Origin of the sequence: Jannaschia rubra (assembly GCF_001403735.1) — a bacterium.
Classification (GTDB): Bacteria; Pseudomonadota; Alphaproteobacteria; order Rhodobacterales; family Rhodobacteraceae; genus Jannaschia; species Jannaschia rubra.
The window spans coordinates 273,904-291,752 of sequence record NZ_CXPG01000012.1 but is presented as its reverse complement, the minus strand read 5'-3'; the positions used below and the strand labels follow the sequence as shown (position 1 = coordinate 291,752).

The following is a 17,849-nucleotide window of genomic DNA, read 5'->3' as shown; positions in this document are numbered from 1 at the left end:
GCGGTCCGCGCCAACCCCGTCACTGCGCGTCGGCGATGGCGCGGAACATGGCAATGGTCGCATCGGTCACGCCGGGGTCGCGGAACCGGCTGTCGACGGCATTGACGGCGACGACCACGTCGCGCGGCCGGTCGATATAGATCCACTGGCCATAGATGCCCTGGGCCATGACCTCTCCCGTGCGGGCATCCGCGGGGACCCACCACTGGTAGCCATAGCCGAGCGATCCGGGCGCCGTGTTCGCGGTCGGCGCCGTCGCGGCGTCGATCCAGGCCGCGGGCACGATCTGTCGGTCGCCGATGCGTCCGTCCTGCGCGACCAGAAGCCCCAGCCGCGCGTAGTCCTGCGTTGCCATGTTGAGCCCGCCCAGCACGAAGGCCGCGCCCTCGCCATCGGTGAGGTAGTACGCCGGGCCGAGCCCTATCGGCCCGGCCAAGCGGTCGGCCATAAGGTCGGGCACCGACCGCCCGGTGGCCCCGCGCAGCACCATGCCGAGCACATGCGTATCCATCGACACGTACTGCATCGGCCCGCCCGGTTCGCGGTTGCGGTCTGCCAGCCCTATGGTGAAATCGTCCAGCGCGCCCCCCAGGGCCAGCACACGGCCCATGCGGTTGATGTCGCTGTTCCGATCGAAATAATCCTCGTCGAAGGCTACGCCGGATTCCATCTGCAGCACATCCTCGACCGTGGCCCCGTCGTAGGCCGTGCCGGCAAGGGCGGGAACGTGACGCGTCACGGGATCGGAAAGGTCGAGCAGGCCCTCATCGATCAATATGCCGGTGAGCAGCGACAGGAAGGACTTGGCCACGGACCAGCTGATCCGAAGGTCGCCCGCGGAGGTGCCGAGGTGATAGCTCTGATGAGTGATCCGCCCGTCCTTGAGGATGACGAGACCCGTGATCCGCCGTTCTGCGATCCAGTCGTCCGCGCCGCGAGGGAGGGGGACGGGGTCGGCCGCCGGCAGGGGGGTGCCGGGGCCGGCCGAGAGCGGGACGTGGAGGAACGCCCGGTCCATGTGGGTGAAGTTCTGGACGATGCGGTCCGGATCGAACAGGGAGTTGACGGCCATCAGGCGACCGATCTCCTCGCCCTTCCAGAGCGCGACGCCGCCGAGCAATGCCGCCGCCGTCAGTGTTGCAGTTGCCGACCGCCTGAGCCATTTTCCCATCCCGGGTGCCCTCCGGCCGGTCAGCGAAAACGTTGCGCCAGCCGCTGTAGCGGCGACAGCTTTTCCGGTGCGGGATCGGCGGGTTTCGGCGCAGGCGGCGGGCCGGTCGGCGATGCGGTATCGGATTTTCGCTGCGGCGTCGTGCGAAGCGCCACCGCATTGGAAAAGCCCGCGCCGTCCCCGGCGGCGAGTTTCGGCGCGCCGTCAAGGATCCCGCGCAGCAGGTCGTCGAGCATCTCGCCTTCCGCCTTGGCGAAGTCGGACAGGACATATCCGGACACCCGGTCCTTGTGCCCCGGATGGCCGATGCCGAGCCGCACGCGCGCATAGCTGTCGCCGATGTGCTGGTGGATCGACCGAAGGCCATTGTGGCCCGCATGGCCGCCGCCCTGCTTCAGCTTGAGGCGACCAGGGGCGAGGTCGAGTTCGTCGTGAAAAACGGTGACGTTCCCGGGGGTCAGCTTGTGGAAGCGCATCGCCTCGCCAACCGATTGGCCCGAGAGGTTCATGAACGTCCCCGGTTTCAGGAGCAGCACGCGGTCGGAGCCGAAGCGGACCTCGGCCACCTGACTTTGGAACTTCGAACGCCACGCCGCGCCCTGGTCGTCGGCGATACGGTCGAGTGCCATGAAACCCACGTTGTGCCGGTTGCCCGCATATTTGGCACCGGGATTGCCCAGTCCGACCCAAAGCTGCATCTCGTCTTCCCCTCGATCATTGGCGGGCGGACCACATGGGTCCGGCAGCGCGTCAGTCCTCCATCGCTTCCAATTCGTCGATGAAGCCTTCGATCATCGACAGGCCTTTGTCCCAGAAAGCCGGATCCGAGGCGTCCAGTCCGAAGGGCGCCAGAAGTTCCCTGTGGTGCTTTGACCCGCCCGCGCGGAGCATGTCGAAATACTTGTCCTGAAACCCGTCGGGCGCATCCTCGTAAGCGGCGTAGAGCGCGTTCACCAGACCGTCCCCGAAGGCGTAGGCATAGACGTAGAAGGGCGAATGGACGAAGTGCGGGATGTAGGCCCAGAAGTGCTGGTAACCGTCCATGTAGTCGAAGACCGGCCCCAGGCTTTCGGCCTGCACCGACATCCACAGCGCGTCGATGTCGTCGGGCGTCAGCTCCCCGTCGCGGCGGGCCGCGTGCAGCTTGGATTCGAAGTCGTAGAAGGCGATCTGGCGGACCACGGTGTTGATCATGTCCTCGACCTTCTTGGCGAGCATGACCTTCTTCGCGGCCTTGGTTGGGGCGGCGTCGAGCATGGCGCGGAAGGTCAGCATCTCGCCGAAGACCGACGCCGTTTCGGCCAGTGTGAGCGGCGTGGCCGACAGCATCTCGCCCTGACCGGCGGCCAGTACCTGATGGACGCCGTGGCCCAATTCATGCGCGAGCGTCATCACGTCGCGCGGCTTGCCCAGATAGTTCAGCATCACATAGGGATGCACGGTCGTGACAGTCGGATGCGCGAAGGCGCCGGGCGCCTTGCCGGGCTTCACCGGGGCGTCGATCCAGCCGCGGTCGAAGAAGGGCTCCGCCAGTCTGGCCATCTCGGGCGAGAAACCGGCGTAGGCATCCATGACGGTCTTGCGGGCCTCGTCCCAGCCGATGATGCGATCCTCCTCCATCGGAAGGGGTGCGTTACGGTCCCACACTTGCAGGCGGTCGAGACCGAGCCATTTCGCCTTGAGCGCGTAGTAGCGATGCGACAGGCGCGGATAGGCGGCGACGACGGCATCGCGAAGCGCCTGCACCACCTCGGGCTCGACGTCGTTGGCCAGGTGCCGCGCGGCCTGCGGCGAGGGCAGGTCGCGCCAGCGGTCCACGATTTCCTTTTCCTTGGTCAGGGTGTTGTGAACGCGGGCGAAGGTGCGGACGTTGCGACCGAAGACGTCGGCCAGGGCACGGGCGCCGGCCTCGCGCCGGGCGCGGTCGCTGTCGGTCAGCAGGTTCAGCGTCGCCTCGATCCCCAGCGGCTCGCCATCGACGTCGAAGGTCAGCCCCGCGATGGTCTCGTCGAACAGCTTGTTCCATGCGGCCGCGCCGACAACGGAGGTGTCGTGCAGGAACCGTTCCAGTTCATCCGAGAGCTGGTATGGCTTCATCGCGCGCAGCCGGTCGAGTGCCGGACGATAGCGGGCGAGATCGGCGTTGGCCTCGTACATCGCCTGCAGCTCGGCGTCGTCGATGCGGTTGAACTCCAACCCGAAGAACACGAGCGGCGCGGTCATCACGGTGATGCGGTCCTGCATGTCGGACATGAACTTGGCGCGCCCGCCGTCCGTCGTGATCTGGTAATATCGCAGCCCCGCGTAGGACATGATGCGGCCCGCGATCTCGTCGATCTTCTCGTTGCGCTGGATCGCACGCAGCATCTCGTCGCCGGTCAGCCCGGCCAGCTTGCCTTCGTAGTCGGTCGCATAGGCCGCACATTCCTTTTCGAGCCATGCGAGGTCGGACAGGAGCTCCGGCGCGGTCTCTGACGTGTAGAGGTCGTCGAGGTTCCATTCGGGCAGGTCGCCCAGCGGCTTTCCCCCGGCGGGGGTCGCGTTGGCGTCGTGAAGGGGGTGGGTCATGCGGGCCTCGTTTCGATCGGTTGGCCCATAGCTATGTCCCCGGGTGGCCAAGGGCAATCGGGGCGGGCGGCCGCAGGGGAATGCGGCCGCCCGTCCTTCGTTCAGGGGGCCGCCTTGCGGCCGATGCCGCCCTGCGTCTCGATCTGGGCCACGGTCGCCATGACGGTGGCCAGCCGAACCTCGTCGGGCGGGTGGGTGCCCCAGAACGACAGTTCTCCGTTCACGGACTTCGCTTCCGCCGGCCGGGCGAAATAACGCGCGCCCTTGACCGGATCGTACCCCGCCTGCCGCGTGATCAGGGTTCCCAGCGTGTCGCTTTCCAGCTCGTAGGTCTGCGAGAAGGCGCGTCCGCCCAGGGCACCACCGATATTCATGCTGTCGGAGATGATCTGGTCGTGGTTCGCATAGGGGTTGTCGGCGGTCGCGGCGGCTGCGATCGCGCCCATGATCAGCGCGCCGGCGACGGCCTGCTGCTCACCCTTCTGGATGTGCTGGCCGATCAGGTGGCCGTATTCGTGGCCGAGGACGAAGGCCAGTTCGTCCTCATTGGCCACGTCGCGCAGAAGGGGAACCGTGACCATGACCATCGGACGCTGTTTTGCCGGGTCGGCATAGGTGAAATAAGCGTTGCGGACCTTCATCTTCGTGTCGACGCCGACATCGACCCCGCAGGTGACGTTGCGCCGGCCGGCCAATTCCTGGCGGCACAGACCTTCGGCCACGGGGCGGATGCGGGCCACGACACGGGCGAAACGGGCGCGGGCGGCGGCGTCGGAGGCGGGCTTTCGTACGCCCTGCGATGCGGCGGCCTGGAACATGGCCGAAGCGCGGCCGGAGGTATCGGGGTCGATATCGGCGAGCTGATACGTGGTGCCGCATGCGGCGAGCATCAGCGTCGCGGCAAGGGCGCAGGCGCGAAGCGCGAATCTGGCAGGCATTGTCTTCCCTTCGTTGTTGTCGCGCGAAGGAAGATCATATCGGGAACGCCCGGGTCAAAGCCCTTCGGATATCAGGGTTTCCAGCGAGTTAAAGTCTGTCACGCCAGTGCAACGGGGCCGTCCGCCGTTTCCATCTCCGCCGTCCTGTCGAAACGCAGATAGGCCAGCGCCCGGTCGCCGCTGACGGTGTGGACGGTGCCCACGGGGCGGCCGCCGGAGGTGATCGCGGCACCGGGTGACACGGCGCCCCGGACGCGGCCCAGCCCCTTGCGAAGCTCGGTCTTGTGCTTCATCCGGGCCACGATCTCCTGCCCGACGAAACATCCCTTGCGGAAATCGACGCCGTTCAGACGCTCGAACCCCATTTCCAGAATGTAGGATTCGTTGGGGATGAGCTCGATCCCGGATTCGGGGACCAGGTTCTCGACCCGCTCGGCATCCCAATCGACGTCGCCGCTCTCCGCGCCGCCGTAGTGACGCCAGCCCATTCCGGGCCGCGGATCGGCCAGCGCGCCGTCGGGCGCATCCTCCAGCCCCCGCGCGACGGCCATGCCGCTGTCTTCGATCGAGACCTTCGACCGCAGGCGGTACATCGAAAGCCGCTGCGCCAGCGAGGGCGCGAAATCCTTGGCTACGTCCAGATAATGCGCGTCGGTATCCGAGAAGGTGAGGAAATCGGCCAGATACTTGCCCTGCGGCGACAGCAGCGCGGCATAGCCCAGCCCCGTCTCGGGCACGTCCCGCGTCAGCAGGCCGTGGAGAAAGCGGGTCCGGTCGTCGCCGGAGATGCGAAGGACGGTGCGTGTCATGCCCCGAGACATAGGCCCGTTCGGCCGTCGACCCAACCCCGTCTGTCCGCTCCCGATTGACCGTCTGAAGCGCCCGGCGTAGCGATACCGCGTATTCCCCCATGCAGGAGCGTCCATGTCCCTTGCCCACGGCCCCCGCACGCTCGCCATTCCCGGCCCGTCCATCGTGCCCGACCGCGTGCTGCGCGCCATGCACCGGCCTGCGCCGAACATCTATGTGGGCGCTCTGGTCGACATGACGCGGTCGCTGATCCCCGATCTCAAGAAGGTCGCGCGGACGGAGCATCACGCCACCATCTATATCGGCAATGGCCATGCGGCGTGGGAGGCGGTTCTGGCCAACACCCATGCGCGGGGCGATCTGGTGCTGATCCCGCGGACGGGCAGCTTTGCAGACGGGTGGGGCGCGGTGGCGCGGGGGCTGGGACTGCAAGTGGAGTACCTCGACTTCGGCAACCGCGTGGCGATGGACCCTGCCGCCATCGGCCAGCGCCTGCGCGACGATACCGACCATGAGATCCGGTCGGTTCTCTGCGTGCATGTGGATACGTCGTCGTCGGTGCGGTCGGACCTGCGCGCCATCCGGGCCGAGATGGATGCGGCCGGCCATCCGGCGCTGCTCCAGGCGGATTGCATCGCGTCCATGGGCTGCGACGTGTTCGAGATGGACGAATGGGGCGTGGATACGGCGATCACAGGTTGCCAGAAGGGGCTGATGACGCCACCGGGCGTCGCCTTCGTATTCTACAACGACAAGGCCACCCGCGCGCGGGAGCGGGCCGATTGCGTCACCGCCTATTGGGACTGGGTGCCCCGCACCGACCCGGAGGTCTTCTCGCATCTGTTCGACGGGACGGCGCCGACGCATCACCTCTACGGCCTGCGCGAAGCGCTGGACATGATCGTCCATGAGGAAGGGTTGGAAGCCGTCTGGGCCCGCCATGCCCGGCTGGCCCGCGCGTTGCACGCAGCCTTCGCGCGGTGGGAGGATCACGGGACCGACGGCAGGGGGGTCGAGTTGAACGTCCGCGCGCCCGAGCACCGCAGCCATGCCGTGACCGCCGTGCGCCTGCCGGGTGCGGGCACGCGCCTGCGCGACTGGACCGAGACGCAGATGGGCGTGACGCTGGGCATCGGTCTCGGGATGGCGCCTGCCGGAACGCCCGAATGGGACGATTTCCTGCGGATCGGGCATATGGGTCATCTGTCCGGTCACAGCCTGATGGGCACGCTCTCGGCCATCGACGCAGGGCTGAAAGCGCTCTCCATCCCCCACGGCGGCGGCGCGCTGGAGGCGGCGACGGCCGTGATGTCTGGCGTAACGTCAATTTGCATCCCGGATACGTAAAGACGGATTTTCGTCAGAGTATCGACACTTTTCGACGGCATCCCTGCCGCCGCGGATGTGCCGTGCACCTTCGACGCGCGGCACCTGACCCCATCGGCACAAGATGGGCGGATTCCCCGAGCGAGAGGGACATTCAGTGACGTTACCCAGTTCGACGAAGACGATCCTTGCCGCCGTTGCCCTGTGCCTGTTGTGGGTGCCGGTCCTGGCTACCGCGCTGCGCGCCGTGGACACCCTAGCCGGTGGTGACGCACATGTCGCGCGGGCCGAGATGGCGCCCGACTGACCCCCGATCAGGTCGCCGCATCGGCCAGTGCCCCCGGAAAGGCCGCGCGCAGGGCGTCCATGTCGGCTGCCGGGCCGCAGGACACCCGAATGCAACGGTCGAGCGGGGCGACCCCCGGCATCCGCACGAAGATGCCCCGTGCGGCCAGCGCGGCCAGCACCCGGCGCGCGTGATCGCCGTCGCCGCCGCAGTCGATGGCGACGAAATTCGTCGCCGACGGCAGGGGCAGCAGTCCGTTGTCGCGCGCGATGGCGCCGATGGCGTCCCGCGACTGGACCACGCGGGCACGCACCTCGGCCAGCCAGTCCGTGTCGGCCAGCGCGGCCAGCGCCGCGGCTTGGGCCAGACGGCCGAGGCCGAAGTGGTTCCGCACCTTGTCGAAGGCCCGGATCAGGTCGGAATGACCCAACGCATAGCCGACGCGCAACCCGGCCAGCCCGTGTGCCTTGGAAAACGTCCGCATGCGGATCACGCGCGCGTCGGTGACGTCGACGGGCGGGATCGCTTCGGGCGGGGCGAGGTCGGCATAGGCTTCGTCGAGGCACAGGACGCAGTCGGGCGGCAGGGCGCCGATCATCGCTTGGATGGTATCGGCGGTGTGCCAGCTTCCCATCGGATTGTCAGGGTTCGCCAGGTAGACGAGGCGGGCGCGCACCTCACGTGCCTTCGCGGCCAGCGCCTCCGGGTCTTCGTGATCGGCGGCATAGGGCACCTTGTGCAGCGCCCCGCCGAAACCGGCGACGTGATAGTTGAACGTCGGATAGGCGCCGTCGGAGGTCACGACCGGATCGGCCGGGCCGACCAGCAGCCGCACGAGATACCCCAGCAGGCCGTCGATGCCTTCGCCCACCACCACGTTCGTCGGCTCGACCCCGTGGTGTGCCGCGATGGCCGCACGCAGGTCGTGCGCCTCGGGGTCGCCGTACATCCAGACGTCGTGGGCCGCAGCCTCGATCGCCGCGATCACACGGGGAGAGGGCCCGAAGGCCGACTCGTTGGCGCCCAGCCGCGCCGCGAAGGGCGCGCCGCGGCTGCGTTCCTGCGCCTCCGGCCCGACGAAGGGGACCGAGGCGGGGAGGGATCGGGCGAGGGGGGTCAACTTCATGTCAAGGCCTCCGTCCGGTCGACGACGTGGCGCATCGGCATCCCCGCCTCCCCGCGCCGGATGTTGTCCGCGATGACCCGCGCGGCCGAGGCTGGCCGGGTGGCCGAGGCGATATGCGGCGTGACGGTGACGCGGGGATGCGACCAGAACGGGTGATCCTGCGGCAGCGGCTCGACCCGGAAGGTGTCGAGGGTCGCATGGCCCAGATGCCCGTCCAGCGCCGCCAGCAGCGCCTCATCGTCGATCAAAGCGCCGCGTCCGGGGTTCAGCAGCACTGCGCCCCGCTGCATCCAGCCCAGCGTGCGCGCGTTCATCAGATTTTCCGTGGACCGCGTATGCGGCGTCAGCAGGACGACGATCCGCGCGCCCGACAGCGCATCGCGCAATCCGTCGTCCCCCGTGACGGACCGGACGCCGGGGATTTCCTTCGGGCGGCGCGACCAGCCGGTGACAGGAAACCCCAGTTCGGCCAGGTTCCGCGCACAGGCTGCGCCCAGAACGCCCAGCCCCAGCACGGCGACGGGGCGGTCGGTCGCCACCGGCGGCGGCGTGCCGTCCCAGCGACGGTCGGGGTTCACGACGTGGGCGTCCATGCCGAGGTGATGGCGCAGGACGTGGCCCGTCACCCATTCGACCATGCCGCGCGTCAGGTTCGTGTCCACCATCCGCGTCAGCGGCGCGGTCAGGGTGCGGTTGCCCTCCACATCCTCGATCCCCGCCCAAAGGCAGAGGCATCCCTTGAGCGCCGTGTAGGGCACGAAATCTTGCAAAGCGGAGTTGGGAGCATAGACGATCCAGTCGACGGTCGCGGGATCGGTCGCATCGTCCAGCGTCACGATCTCGGCCGTCACGCCCGTCTCGGCCAGCGCGGCCGTCAGGGGCGCACGGTACTCGGCCCAGGTCTTCGGCTTCGCCGCGAACAGCACGCGGGTCATGTGGCGAAGGCCTGCCCGGCAGGGTCGCGCATCCCCTTGATCTCGATGGGGTTGCCGAAGGGATCGAGCAGGAACATCGTCGCCTGTTCGCCCGGCTGCCCTTTGAACCGCAACGTGGGCTCGATCACGAAGTCCTGCCTGGCCGCCACCAGCTTGTCGGCCAGCGCGCGCCATTCATCGAGCTGCAGCAGGACACCGAAATGGGGCATCGGCACCATGTGGTCGCCCACCTTGCCCGTGGGTCGGTGAGCGAAGGGCTCACCCAGGTGCAAGCTGATCTGGTGGCCGAAGAAGTCGAAATCGACCCAGGTCTTGGTCGACCGCCCCTCGGTGCAACCCAGCAGGTCGCCGTAGAACAGCCGCGCTCCGTCGAGATCGCCCACATTGAAGGCGAGGTGGAAGATGGTCATGAGGCAGGGCTTCCTTCTGAATCGCTTTTCACACGTCGAGCCTTCGGGCCGCCTAGGTCAAGGGGTCGGCAACAGGGCCTCGGTGCGCGCGACAGAGCGCGCGGGCGAGAGTTCATCCTCCGCGAGCCGCCGCGTGCCGTCCGACAGTCGCTTGCGAAGGGCCGGATCGTCCAGAAGCGAGGCCAGAGCCTCGGTCAGGGCGCCGTCCATCGACATATCCACCCGCAGTCCCGTCCGTCCGTGATCCACGAACCCAGCCGATCCCGCCTCGACGGATACCACCGGGATGGTTCCGTAGGCAATTCCTTCTATAGGAGAGCTTCCCAACGGCTCGCCCACCGACGGCAGCACGCAGATATCATGCGCGGCGTAGAGTGCAGTCATTTCCGCGAACGGCCGGTCGCTCAGCAACTCGATCCAGGGTTTCGCGCGGACCGCAGCCAAATGCGCGTCGTAGAAGCTCTCGGCCGCGCCGCTCGCCTGTCGTGTGGACGAACCGACGAGCGTCAGCTCGAAGCGGCGGGATGCAGAGGCAAGGCTTCGAAGTGCGGCGATCAGAAGGTGCTGGTTCTTCCGCCGCTGCGCCAGCTTGCCGACGCAGAGGACGCGAACGGGGCCATCACTGGGGCGCGCGAGCGGATCGTGCGGCAGAGCGGCGACCGGAAAGGGAATGCAGACGGCCATCGGATCGCGCGGTGCTTCGGCTTGCAGGCCGGGGACGGGCGTGATGCGTCGTGCGGGAATGCCGCCGAGCGCGTTCCGCAGGCGACGCCCGAGCGATGTCATGCGCGTCGCGGGCCGTTGATCGTACCTGAAGACAGCGACCTCCCGCCCGTGCCGCCGCGCGGCAACGCTGGCATGTCGGATGAGCGCCGGGCTTCCGCGGACGATGACGAGGTCCGGCCGGACGCGGTCGACGAGGGCCCGCAGTGAGCCTGCGTCGGGTTCCGGTCCGACGCACAGGGGGCGGACGTAGGTATGGTCTTCCCCGTCGGCCACGTCGGCGACGGCGACCTCGACGCGATGATCGGCTTCCAGCAGCGCGCGTGTGGCGAAAAAGAGGTTCGTGTGAAACCGCGGCACCACGAAAAGGATCGTCGCCATCTTGCTGCTCCCCGGATCAGGACGGATCGCGCCAGCGGTTGACGATGGGATAGCGGCGGTCGAGCCAGAAGGCGTGCTCCGACAGACGGATGCCGGGGGCAGACTGGAACCGCTTGTATTCACTAAGGTAGATCAGCCGCTCGACGTGCTTGACGGTGTCGCGGTCGTGGCCCGCCGCGACGACCTGCGCCACGGATTCCTCGCCGTCGATCAGACGTTTCAGGATGTCGTCGAGCACCGGATAAGGCGGCAGGCTGTCTTCGTCCTTCTGGTCGGCGCGCAACTCGGCCGAAGGGGGCTTGTCGATCACGCGTGGGGGCATCACCTCGCCCGCCGGGCCCTTGAACCAGGGGACGTGGTTCGCGTTGCGCCAGCGACAGACCGCGAACAGGTCGGTCTTGTAGAGGTCCTTGACCGGATTGTAGCCGCCCGCCATGTCGCCGTAGATGGTGGAATAGCCCACGGCGACCTCGGACTTGTTGCCGGTGGTCAGCAGCATCTCACCGAACTTGTTGGACAGCGCCATCAGCAGCAGGCCGCGCAGGCGGGACTGGATGTTTTCTTCGGTCAGATCGGGTGCGGTGCCGTCGAACAGAGGCGCCAGCGTCTCGGTCACGGCGGCGCGCGGGCCGTCGATGGGCAGGGTGTCGAGCCTGCATCCCAGCCGCTCCGCTACGCCGCGCGCGTCGTCGAGCGAGTGGTCGGAGGTATATTCCGACGGCAGCATGACGCAGCGCAGGTTGTCGGGGCCGAGGGCGTCGGCCGCGATGGCCGCGACGATGGCCGAATCCACCCCGCCCGACAGGCCGAGCAGCGCCTTGGTGAACCCGGCCTTCGTGATGTAGTCGCGCAGCCCCACGACCATCGCGCGGTAATCGGCGCCCGGGCCCTCGGGTTGCAGCGCACGGTCGCCGGGGCGCGCGCGCCAGCCATCGTCGGTGCGGTCGAAATCGACATGGACGATCGCATCCTCGAAGGCAGGAAGGTGGTGGGTCAGGATGCCGCCGGGGTTGAGCACGAAGCTGGCTCCGTCGAACACCTGATCGTCCTGCCCCCCGGTCATGTTGAGGTACACCAGCGGCAGCCCGGTCTCGACCGTGCGCGCGACCATATGGCCATAGCGCACATCCTGCTTTCCCCGGAAAAAGGGGCTGCCGTTCGGCACCAGCAGGATCTCGGCGCCGGTCTCGGCCAGCGTCTCGGCCACGTCGTCGAGCCAGGCGTCCTCGCAGATGGGCGTGCCCAGCCGCACCGGACCCACGGCATAGGGGCCCGAGACGTCGCCGGCCGCGAAGAAGCGTTTCTCGTCGAAGACGCGGTAGTTGGGCAGGTGATGCTTGTGCACTTCGGCCACCACGGCGCCGCCCGAAGCCACAACATAGGTGTTGAAGGGCTTTTCCTCGCCCTCCGGCCAGTGGACGGTGCCGATACCCAAGGCCGGGCCGTCGGTGCAATCGGCGATCAGCGCCTCCAGCACGCGCTGCGCATGGGCGACGAAGGCGGGCCTGCGGATCAGGTCTTGCGGCTGGTATCCGGTCAGGAACATCTCGGGCAGGGCAACCATGTCGGACCCCGCATCCCGCGCGGCGGCCCAGGCGGCGCGCGCTTGCGCCGCGTTGCCGTCCAGATCGCCCATCACGGGGTTGAGCTGCGCCAGCGTCAGGCGGAAGGTATCGGACATCGGCCGCTCCGGTTCCTCGGGTCCCGGCTGACCTAGCGCGACGGGCATCCGGGGGGAAGCGCCGATCGGGCGCAAGGGCGCGCATCACCCGTTGCCTGTTCCTGCCCGTTTCCATAGCTTGCGCCACCAGGGACGGCACGTGCAGGGGACGAACGGATGAACAGGCTGATCGGGGCGGCAGTGATCGCCATGATGGCGAGCGGCGCGCAGGCGCAGGACGTCGTCACGAAACAATACGACGGCGGCGGCGTCTACGAGGGCACGTTTCTCGACGGCAAACAGCACGGCACAGGCACCTACACGCTGCCGTCCGGCTATACCTACACCGGCGAATGGGTGAACGGAGAGATCCGGGGCGAGGGCCGTGCCGTCTTTCCCGACGGATCGGTCTATGAGGGCGAATTCGCGCGGGGGGAGCCCAACGGCACCGGAACCATCATCTTCGCCGACAACGCCACCTACACCGGCGGCTGGGTCGACGGCAGGATCGAGGGGCAGGGCGTCGCGGAATACGCCAATGGCACCCGCTACACCGGCAGCTTCGTCAATGCCGTCCACGACGGGCAGGGCGTGATGGAGGCGCCCAACGGATACCGCTACGACGGCGGCTGGTCGGAGGGGGTCAAGCAGGGGCAGGGCAAGATCACCTATCCCGACGGATCCACCTACGATGGCGCGATGGCCGGCAACGTCCGGTCAGGCAAGGGTATCCTGCGGACGCCCGACGGGTTGGTCTACGACGGATCCTGGGCGGACGGGCAGATCAACGGCACCGGCACCCTGACGCAAGGGAACGGCGACGTCTACGTGGGCACCCTGGTCGATGGCAAGCGCGAAGGGCAGGGCAAGGTCACCTATGCCAACGGCGACGTCTACGAGGGCGAGTTCAAGGCCGACCGGCGCCACGGGCAGGGCACCTTCACGGGCAGCGACGGCTACCGCTACACCGGCGGCTGGGTCGAGGGCCGGATCGAGGGCACGGGCGAGATCACCTATCCCGACGGATCGGTCTATGTGGGCGAATTCCGCAACGACGTCGCCGATGGCGAGGGGAAGATCACCTATGTGGACGGCGGCACCTACGAAGGAACCTGGAAGGACGGTGTGATCGACGGCGAGGGGCGCGCGGTATATCCCAACGGGCTGGTCTATGAGGGCCAGTTCCTGAACGCCCAGAACCACGGCACCGGCGTCATGACCTTCACCGACGGCTACCGCTACGAGGGTGAATGGGCCGAAGGCCTGCGCCACGGGCAGGGCCGTGCGACCTATGCCGACGGCACCGTCTACGAGGGCGGCTTCGTCCGCGGCCAGCGCCAGGGCGCAGGGACCATCACCATGGCCGACGGGTTCACCTACACCGGCAGCTGGCGGAACGGCGAGATCGACGGCGAGGGGACTGCCACCTATGCCAACGGCGACGTCTACGAGGGTTCGTTCCTCGCCGGCCGGCGCGAAGGGCCGGGGACGATGCGTTATGCCACAGGGCAGGTCGAAAGCGGTCGCTGGGCGGCGGGCGCTCTTGCCGAGGCGGAGACGGGCGAGGCGATGGTCGATGAGGCTGCGCCGACTTCGGACGCGGCGCCTGCGGACACGGCGCCGACGGAGGGGGGCGAGGCCGCATCCGCTGTCGGGGACGCCACGCCTGGGCCGGACGACGATGCGCCTGCCGTCGCGGAGGAGACACTTTCCACCCCGGCTGAGGAGGCGGAACCCGGACCCGCTGCCGACGATCCCGCGCCGGCCGCCGAGGATGCCGGCGGGTCGGATGCCGCACCGGAGGCGACCGACGGCATCCAGCGGCTTCCCGTCCTGCCGACCCGTGACGGCGACGACGACACGTCCGCCGACGGGAACTGACCCGTCCCGTCGCGGGCGTCAGCCCGTCGGCAGGACGCGCGCGATCTCGTCCCAGAGGGCCGCGAGGCCGGGACGGGCGGGGATGTCGATGATCGGCACATCCGCATCGAGCAGCGCGTCCAGCAGCATCAGGTGACGGGCGGGCTCGGCCGTGTTGTCGCGCAAGAGGGCCGCGACGGGCCGGCCGTGTTCGTCCACGATCAACAGGTCCGCCACCAGCCCCCTCAGGGGGTCGCTGTCCTCATGCGACGTTGTGGCGGTGAGGAACGCTGGCAGCGCGACACCGGCGTGAAGCGAGCATATCGGCGCCTCCGCCTCGAGCCGGTCGGCGATCCAGTTGTGAAGCTTCAGGTCACGCGCGGACATCAGCGGCCTGACCCGGATGCTGCCTTCGGGGATCGCGTCGCAGGGCGTCGGATCCGTCTTCCGCTTGTGGCCGGGCCGGGCGAGGGACCGGGCCCGTTCGAGGGCTCCCCGCGTCACCGTCCAGTCACTCGCCCAGCTTCCCGATCCCCGCAGTTCGGGCGCGGCCGGGCTCTCGGCCTGCGCCAGCCACGCCTCGCGCGGGGCGACGACGCCGGCTCGTGCGAGCCAAACCATCAGGCGGTCGAATTGCATGATCAATGTCCTCGGTACGTCGGGTCTGTTGACAGACTGTCGGTACCTGACGGCGGAAATGAGGCCGGGCGGAGGAAAATCGGCGGTCTTGTCGCGGCCGCATCCGTCCTGCCTAGACGCGTTCGCCTGCGTCCAGACGTGCCAACACCCCGGCGGCCCCGTCCAGCACCGCCTTGCGGTGATCGGCGTCCATCCTGTCCCAGGTCCGGTACATTTGCGCCATGCGGGGATTGCCGTCGAAGCGGTCGCGGTGACGGTCGAGGAAGTCCCAGTAGAGCATGTTGAACGGACAGGCGTTTTCGCCGACCTTCTTCGTCACCGCATAGGTGCAGGATTTGCAGTAATCCGACATCCGGTTGATGTAGTTTCCGCCCGACACATAGGGCTTCGACGCCACCACGCCGCCGTCTGCGAATTGCGACATGCCGATGACGTTGGGCGATTCCACCCATTCGTAGGCGTCGGCATAAACGACCAGATACCATTCATGGACCTGATGGGGGTCGAGCCCGGCCAGCAAGGCGAAATTGCCCGTCACCATCAGGCGCTGGATGTGGTGGGCATAGGCCTCGGCCATGGTCGTCGTGATGCATTCGCGCAGGCATGCCATGTCGGTATCGCCCGACCAGTAGAACTCCGGCAGGTCGCGCGACGCGCCCAGTTCGTTGCGCGCCGTATAATCCGGCCCCTCGCGAAAATAGACGCCGCGGATGAATTCGCGCCAGCCGATGATCTGCCGGATGAAGCCTTCCACCGCGTTCAGCGGCGCGTCGCCTGCATCATGAGCCGCCTCCGCCGCTTCGCAGATCTCGCGCCAGCCCAGAAGGCCCGCGTTGAGGTAGACCGACAGGATCGCGTGGTGCAGGAACGGCTGCCCCATGACCATGGCGTCCTGATAGTCTCCGAAGGACGGCAGGCTTTTGGCGATGAAGTGGTCGAGCGCCGCCAGCGCGCCCGCGCGGTCGGTGGCGAACCAGAACCCGTCGAGCGTGCCGTAGCGGTTGCCGAACCTGCCGCGCACGAGCGTCAGCACATCGCGCGTCGCAGCGTCCGGCTCATGCCGCAGCGGTCCCGGCGACGTCAGGCCCTTGGGCGGCGGCTTTCGGTTTTCCTTGTCGTAGTTCCACTTGCCGCCCGCTGGTTCCCCGTCCTCCATCAGGAGGCCGGTCTTGCGGCGCATCTCGCGGTAGAACCATTCCATCCGCAGTTCCTTGCGGCCCTCGGCCCAGTCCTCGAATTCCGCGTGGCTGCACAGGAAGCGGTCGTCGGGGAACAGGTGCACGGGGATCGGCCCGTCCTCCAGCGCGGCGATCAGGCGGAACTCGCCCGGTTCGGTCCCGATGGCTTCCTGAGCGCCGGTCGCGTCTGCGGCGCGCAGCAACTCGCCCGGAATGGAGTGCGTATTCTCGGGATCGTCGAGCAGGGTATAGCGCACAGTCCAGCCCGCGTCGCGCAGGTGGGCCGCGTGCTTTCGCATGGCGGCGAACAGGAAGGCGATCTTCCTGGGGTGGTGCGGAACGTAATCGGTTTCGACCTGCACCTCGGCCATGACGACGATGTCGCGGTCTTTGTCGGCTTCGCGCAGCGCCGACAGGTCGTCGGAAAGCTGGTCACCCAGCACCAGGATCAGGCGCGGCCGGCTTACCATTCGATCCGGTCGCCCGCATAGTCGAAGAACCCGCCCGACTGCGCCGGGTCGAGCCCGGTCAGCACGTCGATCAGGTTCGCCGCAGCCTCCCCGGCGCTGACCTTGGGGGCCTTGTAACCTTCGGTGAAGGGCGTCTCGACCGTGCCCGGGTGCAGGGCCACGACGATGGACCCCTTGTTGCGGCGGCCGATCTCGATGGCGGCGCCGTGGACGATCTGGTTCGCGGCGGCCTTTGCGGCGCGATAGGAATACCACCCGCCCATCCGGTTGTCGCCGATCGACCCCACCCGCGCCGTCAGAACGCCGATCCTGCCCGCATCCGCCAGCTTGGGAACGATGGCCCGCAGGACCAGCGCCGGACCGATGGCGTTGACCGCGAAGGTGCGGGCCATGACCTCGGCGTCCACGGCGTCGAGTGTCTTTTCCGGGGCGGCGCCGTCGGGCGCGAGGATGCCGGTGGCGACGAACACGAGGTCGAACGGCCCCTCCAGCGGGCCGATGATCCGCGCGACGGAGGCTGCGTCTGTCACGTCCAGTCCGTCGCTGCTGCGGCTGAGACGGGTTACGTCGTGGCTGTCGTCCAAGCGGTTTGCCAAGGCCGCGCCGATGCCGCCCGACGCGCCGACGACGAGGGCGCGGTCAGTCGGCATAGATCATCTTCCGCGTCATCCCCCCGTCCAGGACCAGCACCGCGCCGGTGACGAAGCCCGCGCCTGCCAGGTAGGCCACCGCCTCGGCCACGTCGCGGGGGGTGCCGACGCGGCCTGCGGGGTGCTGAACATGGTCGGCGGGGGACAGGTCGTCCGCATCCGAGATCCAGCCGGGCGCGACGGCGTTGACACGGATATCCGGTCCGAGGCTGATCGCCGTGGCATGGGTCAGCGCGACGAGGCCGCCCTTGGCGGCGGCATAGGCCTCCGTCTGCGGCTCGGACATGATGGCGCGGGTGGAGGCGACGTTGACGATGGAACCCTTTGCCGCACGCAGCAGGGGCACGCAGTGCTTCGTCATCAGGAACGGGCCGGTCAGGTTGACGGCGATGCGCCGGTTCCAGTCGTCGAGCGACAGATCCTCGATCGCGCCGCTGACGGGGTCGGCGATGCCCGCGTTGTTCACCAGAAGGTCCAGTTGCCCGGCCCAGTCGTCCAGTTCGGCCAGCGCGCGGGCGACGGCGGATTCGTCCGCCACATCGGCCTCCAGCCGCAGCAGGTCGCCCCCCGCCGGCGCGCCCAGCCGCTCCAACGCCGCACGATCGCGGTCGAGTGCGGCGACCCGCCAGCCCTGCGCCAGAAGGTGCGCGACGCAATCCGCTCCGATAAGGCCGCCCGCGCCGGTGACGAGCGCGGTTCTCGTTTCGATCTCCATGAC

General features: G+C 68.1%; 16 protein-coding genes and 1 pseudogene. 3 read left to right on the top strand and 14 right to left on the bottom strand.

From position 1 onward, the window contains the following. Positions 1–19 precede the first annotated feature (19 nt). The 5 genes from JAN5088_RS04550 to ygfZ all read right to left on the bottom strand — a co-directional run bounded on the left by JAN5088_RS04550 (position 20) and on the right by ygfZ (position 5,486). Positions 20–1,171: a serine hydrolase domain-containing protein gene (locus JAN5088_RS04550; RefSeq protein WP_055681613.1), complete on the bottom strand. Its 1,152-nt coding sequence runs from the start codon at positions 1,169–1,171 to the stop codon at positions 20–22. A gap of 20 nt (positions 1,172–1,191) precedes the next feature. After that, complete coding sequence (gene pth / locus JAN5088_RS04545) at positions 1,192–1,869, bottom strand: aminoacyl-tRNA hydrolase (RefSeq protein ID WP_055681612.1); 678 nt, start codon at positions 1,867–1,869, stop codon at positions 1,192–1,194. Between the two features lie 52 nt (positions 1,870–1,921). Next, entirely contained in the window at positions 1,922–3,739 is a 1,818-nt protein-coding gene (locus tag JAN5088_RS04540; RefSeq protein WP_055681611.1) for a M3 family oligoendopeptidase, read from the bottom strand. Positions 3,740–3,840: 101 nt separating this feature from the next. Next, a complete protein-coding gene (locus JAN5088_RS04535; RefSeq protein ID WP_074962583.1) occupies positions 3,841–4,677 on the bottom strand; it encodes a M48 family metalloprotease in 837 nt (278 codons plus the stop codon). A 98-nt stretch (positions 4,678–4,775) separates the two neighbouring features. Continuing rightward, positions 4,776–5,486 carry a CAF17-like 4Fe-4S cluster assembly/insertion protein YgfZ gene (gene ygfZ, locus JAN5088_RS04530; protein ID WP_055681610.1) on the bottom strand — a complete coding sequence of 237 codons (711 nt, stop codon included), beginning with the start codon at positions 5,484–5,486 and terminating at the stop codon, positions 4,776–4,778. A gap of 115 nt (positions 5,487–5,601) precedes the next feature. Between ygfZ and JAN5088_RS04525 the strand changes: the two genes are divergently transcribed. Beyond that, positions 5,602–6,834: a pyridoxal-phosphate-dependent aminotransferase family protein gene (locus JAN5088_RS04525; protein ID WP_055681609.1), complete on the top strand. Its 1,233-nt coding sequence runs from the start codon at positions 5,602–5,604 to the stop codon at positions 6,832–6,834. A 136-nt stretch (positions 6,835–6,970) separates the two neighbouring features. Continuing rightward, positions 6,971–7,120 carry a hypothetical protein gene (locus JAN5088_RS18850; protein ID WP_158448467.1) on the top strand — a complete coding sequence of 50 codons (150 nt, stop codon included), beginning with the start codon at positions 6,971–6,973 and terminating at the stop codon, positions 7,118–7,120. 7 nt (positions 7,121–7,127) lie between these two features. On the opposite strand, the gene JAN5088_RS04520 is transcribed toward JAN5088_RS18850, so the two are convergent. The 5 genes from JAN5088_RS04520 to JAN5088_RS04500 are packed head-to-tail and all read right to left on the bottom strand — an operon-like array spanning position 7,128 to position 12,355. Beyond that, entirely contained in the window at positions 7,128–8,225 is a 1,098-nt protein-coding gene (locus tag JAN5088_RS04520; protein ID WP_055681608.1) for a pyridoxal phosphate-dependent aminotransferase, read from the bottom strand. Next, a complete protein-coding gene (locus tag JAN5088_RS04515; RefSeq protein ID WP_055681607.1) occupies positions 8,222–9,160 on the bottom strand; it encodes a 2-hydroxyacid dehydrogenase in 939 nt (312 codons plus the stop codon). Before JAN5088_RS04515 ends, JAN5088_RS04520 begins: the two co-directional genes overlap by 4 nt. Next, the gene (locus JAN5088_RS04510) at positions 9,157–9,570 is read right to left on the bottom strand and encodes a VOC family protein (RefSeq protein WP_055681606.1); all 414 of its coding nucleotides are present in this window, start codon (positions 9,568–9,570) and stop codon (positions 9,157–9,159) included. The genes JAN5088_RS04515 and JAN5088_RS04510 overlap by 4 nt, the downstream gene beginning before the upstream one ends. Positions 9,571–9,627: 57 nt before the next feature. After that, positions 9,628–10,674 (bottom strand): glycosyltransferase family 4 protein, encoded by a 1,047-nt coding sequence (locus JAN5088_RS04505; protein ID WP_055681605.1) that lies wholly within the window; start codon positions 10,672–10,674, stop codon positions 9,628–9,630. A 16-nt stretch (positions 10,675–10,690) separates the two neighbouring features. Beyond that, complete coding sequence (locus JAN5088_RS04500; RefSeq protein WP_055681604.1) at positions 10,691–12,355, bottom strand: NAD+ synthase; 1,665 nt, start codon at positions 12,353–12,355, stop codon at positions 10,691–10,693. 156 nt (positions 12,356–12,511) lie between these two features. Here JAN5088_RS04500 and JAN5088_RS04495 point away from each other — a divergent pair. After that, positions 12,512–13,942, top strand: a pseudogene (locus tag JAN5088_RS04495) (MORN repeat-containing protein); the annotation flags it as partial. Positions 13,943–14,233: 291 nt separating this feature from the next. Here JAN5088_RS04495 and JAN5088_RS04490 read toward each other — a convergent pair. The 4 genes from JAN5088_RS04490 to JAN5088_RS04475 all read right to left on the bottom strand — a co-directional run bounded on the left by JAN5088_RS04490 (position 14,234) and on the right by JAN5088_RS04475 (position 17,846). Then, positions 14,234–14,833 (bottom strand): hypothetical protein, encoded by a 600-nt coding sequence (locus tag JAN5088_RS04490; protein ID WP_055681603.1) that lies wholly within the window; start codon positions 14,831–14,833, stop codon positions 14,234–14,236. Positions 14,834–14,945: 112 nt separating this feature from the next. Then, positions 14,946–16,481 (bottom strand): cryptochrome/photolyase family protein, encoded by a 1,536-nt coding sequence (locus JAN5088_RS04485; protein WP_055681602.1) that lies wholly within the window; start codon positions 16,479–16,481, stop codon positions 14,946–14,948. After that, positions 16,475–17,131, bottom strand: a complete 657-nt coding sequence (locus tag JAN5088_RS04480; protein ID WP_055681601.1) for an SDR family NAD(P)-dependent oxidoreductase — start codon at positions 17,129–17,131, stop codon at positions 16,475–16,477. The genes JAN5088_RS04485 and JAN5088_RS04480 overlap by 7 nt, the downstream gene beginning before the upstream one ends. Further along, a complete protein-coding gene (locus JAN5088_RS04475) occupies positions 17,121–17,846 on the bottom strand; it encodes an SDR family oxidoreductase (protein ID WP_055681600.1) in 726 nt (241 codons plus the stop codon). Before JAN5088_RS04475 ends, JAN5088_RS04480 begins: the two co-directional genes overlap by 11 nt. Between the last annotated feature and the right edge of the window lie 3 nt (positions 17,847–17,849).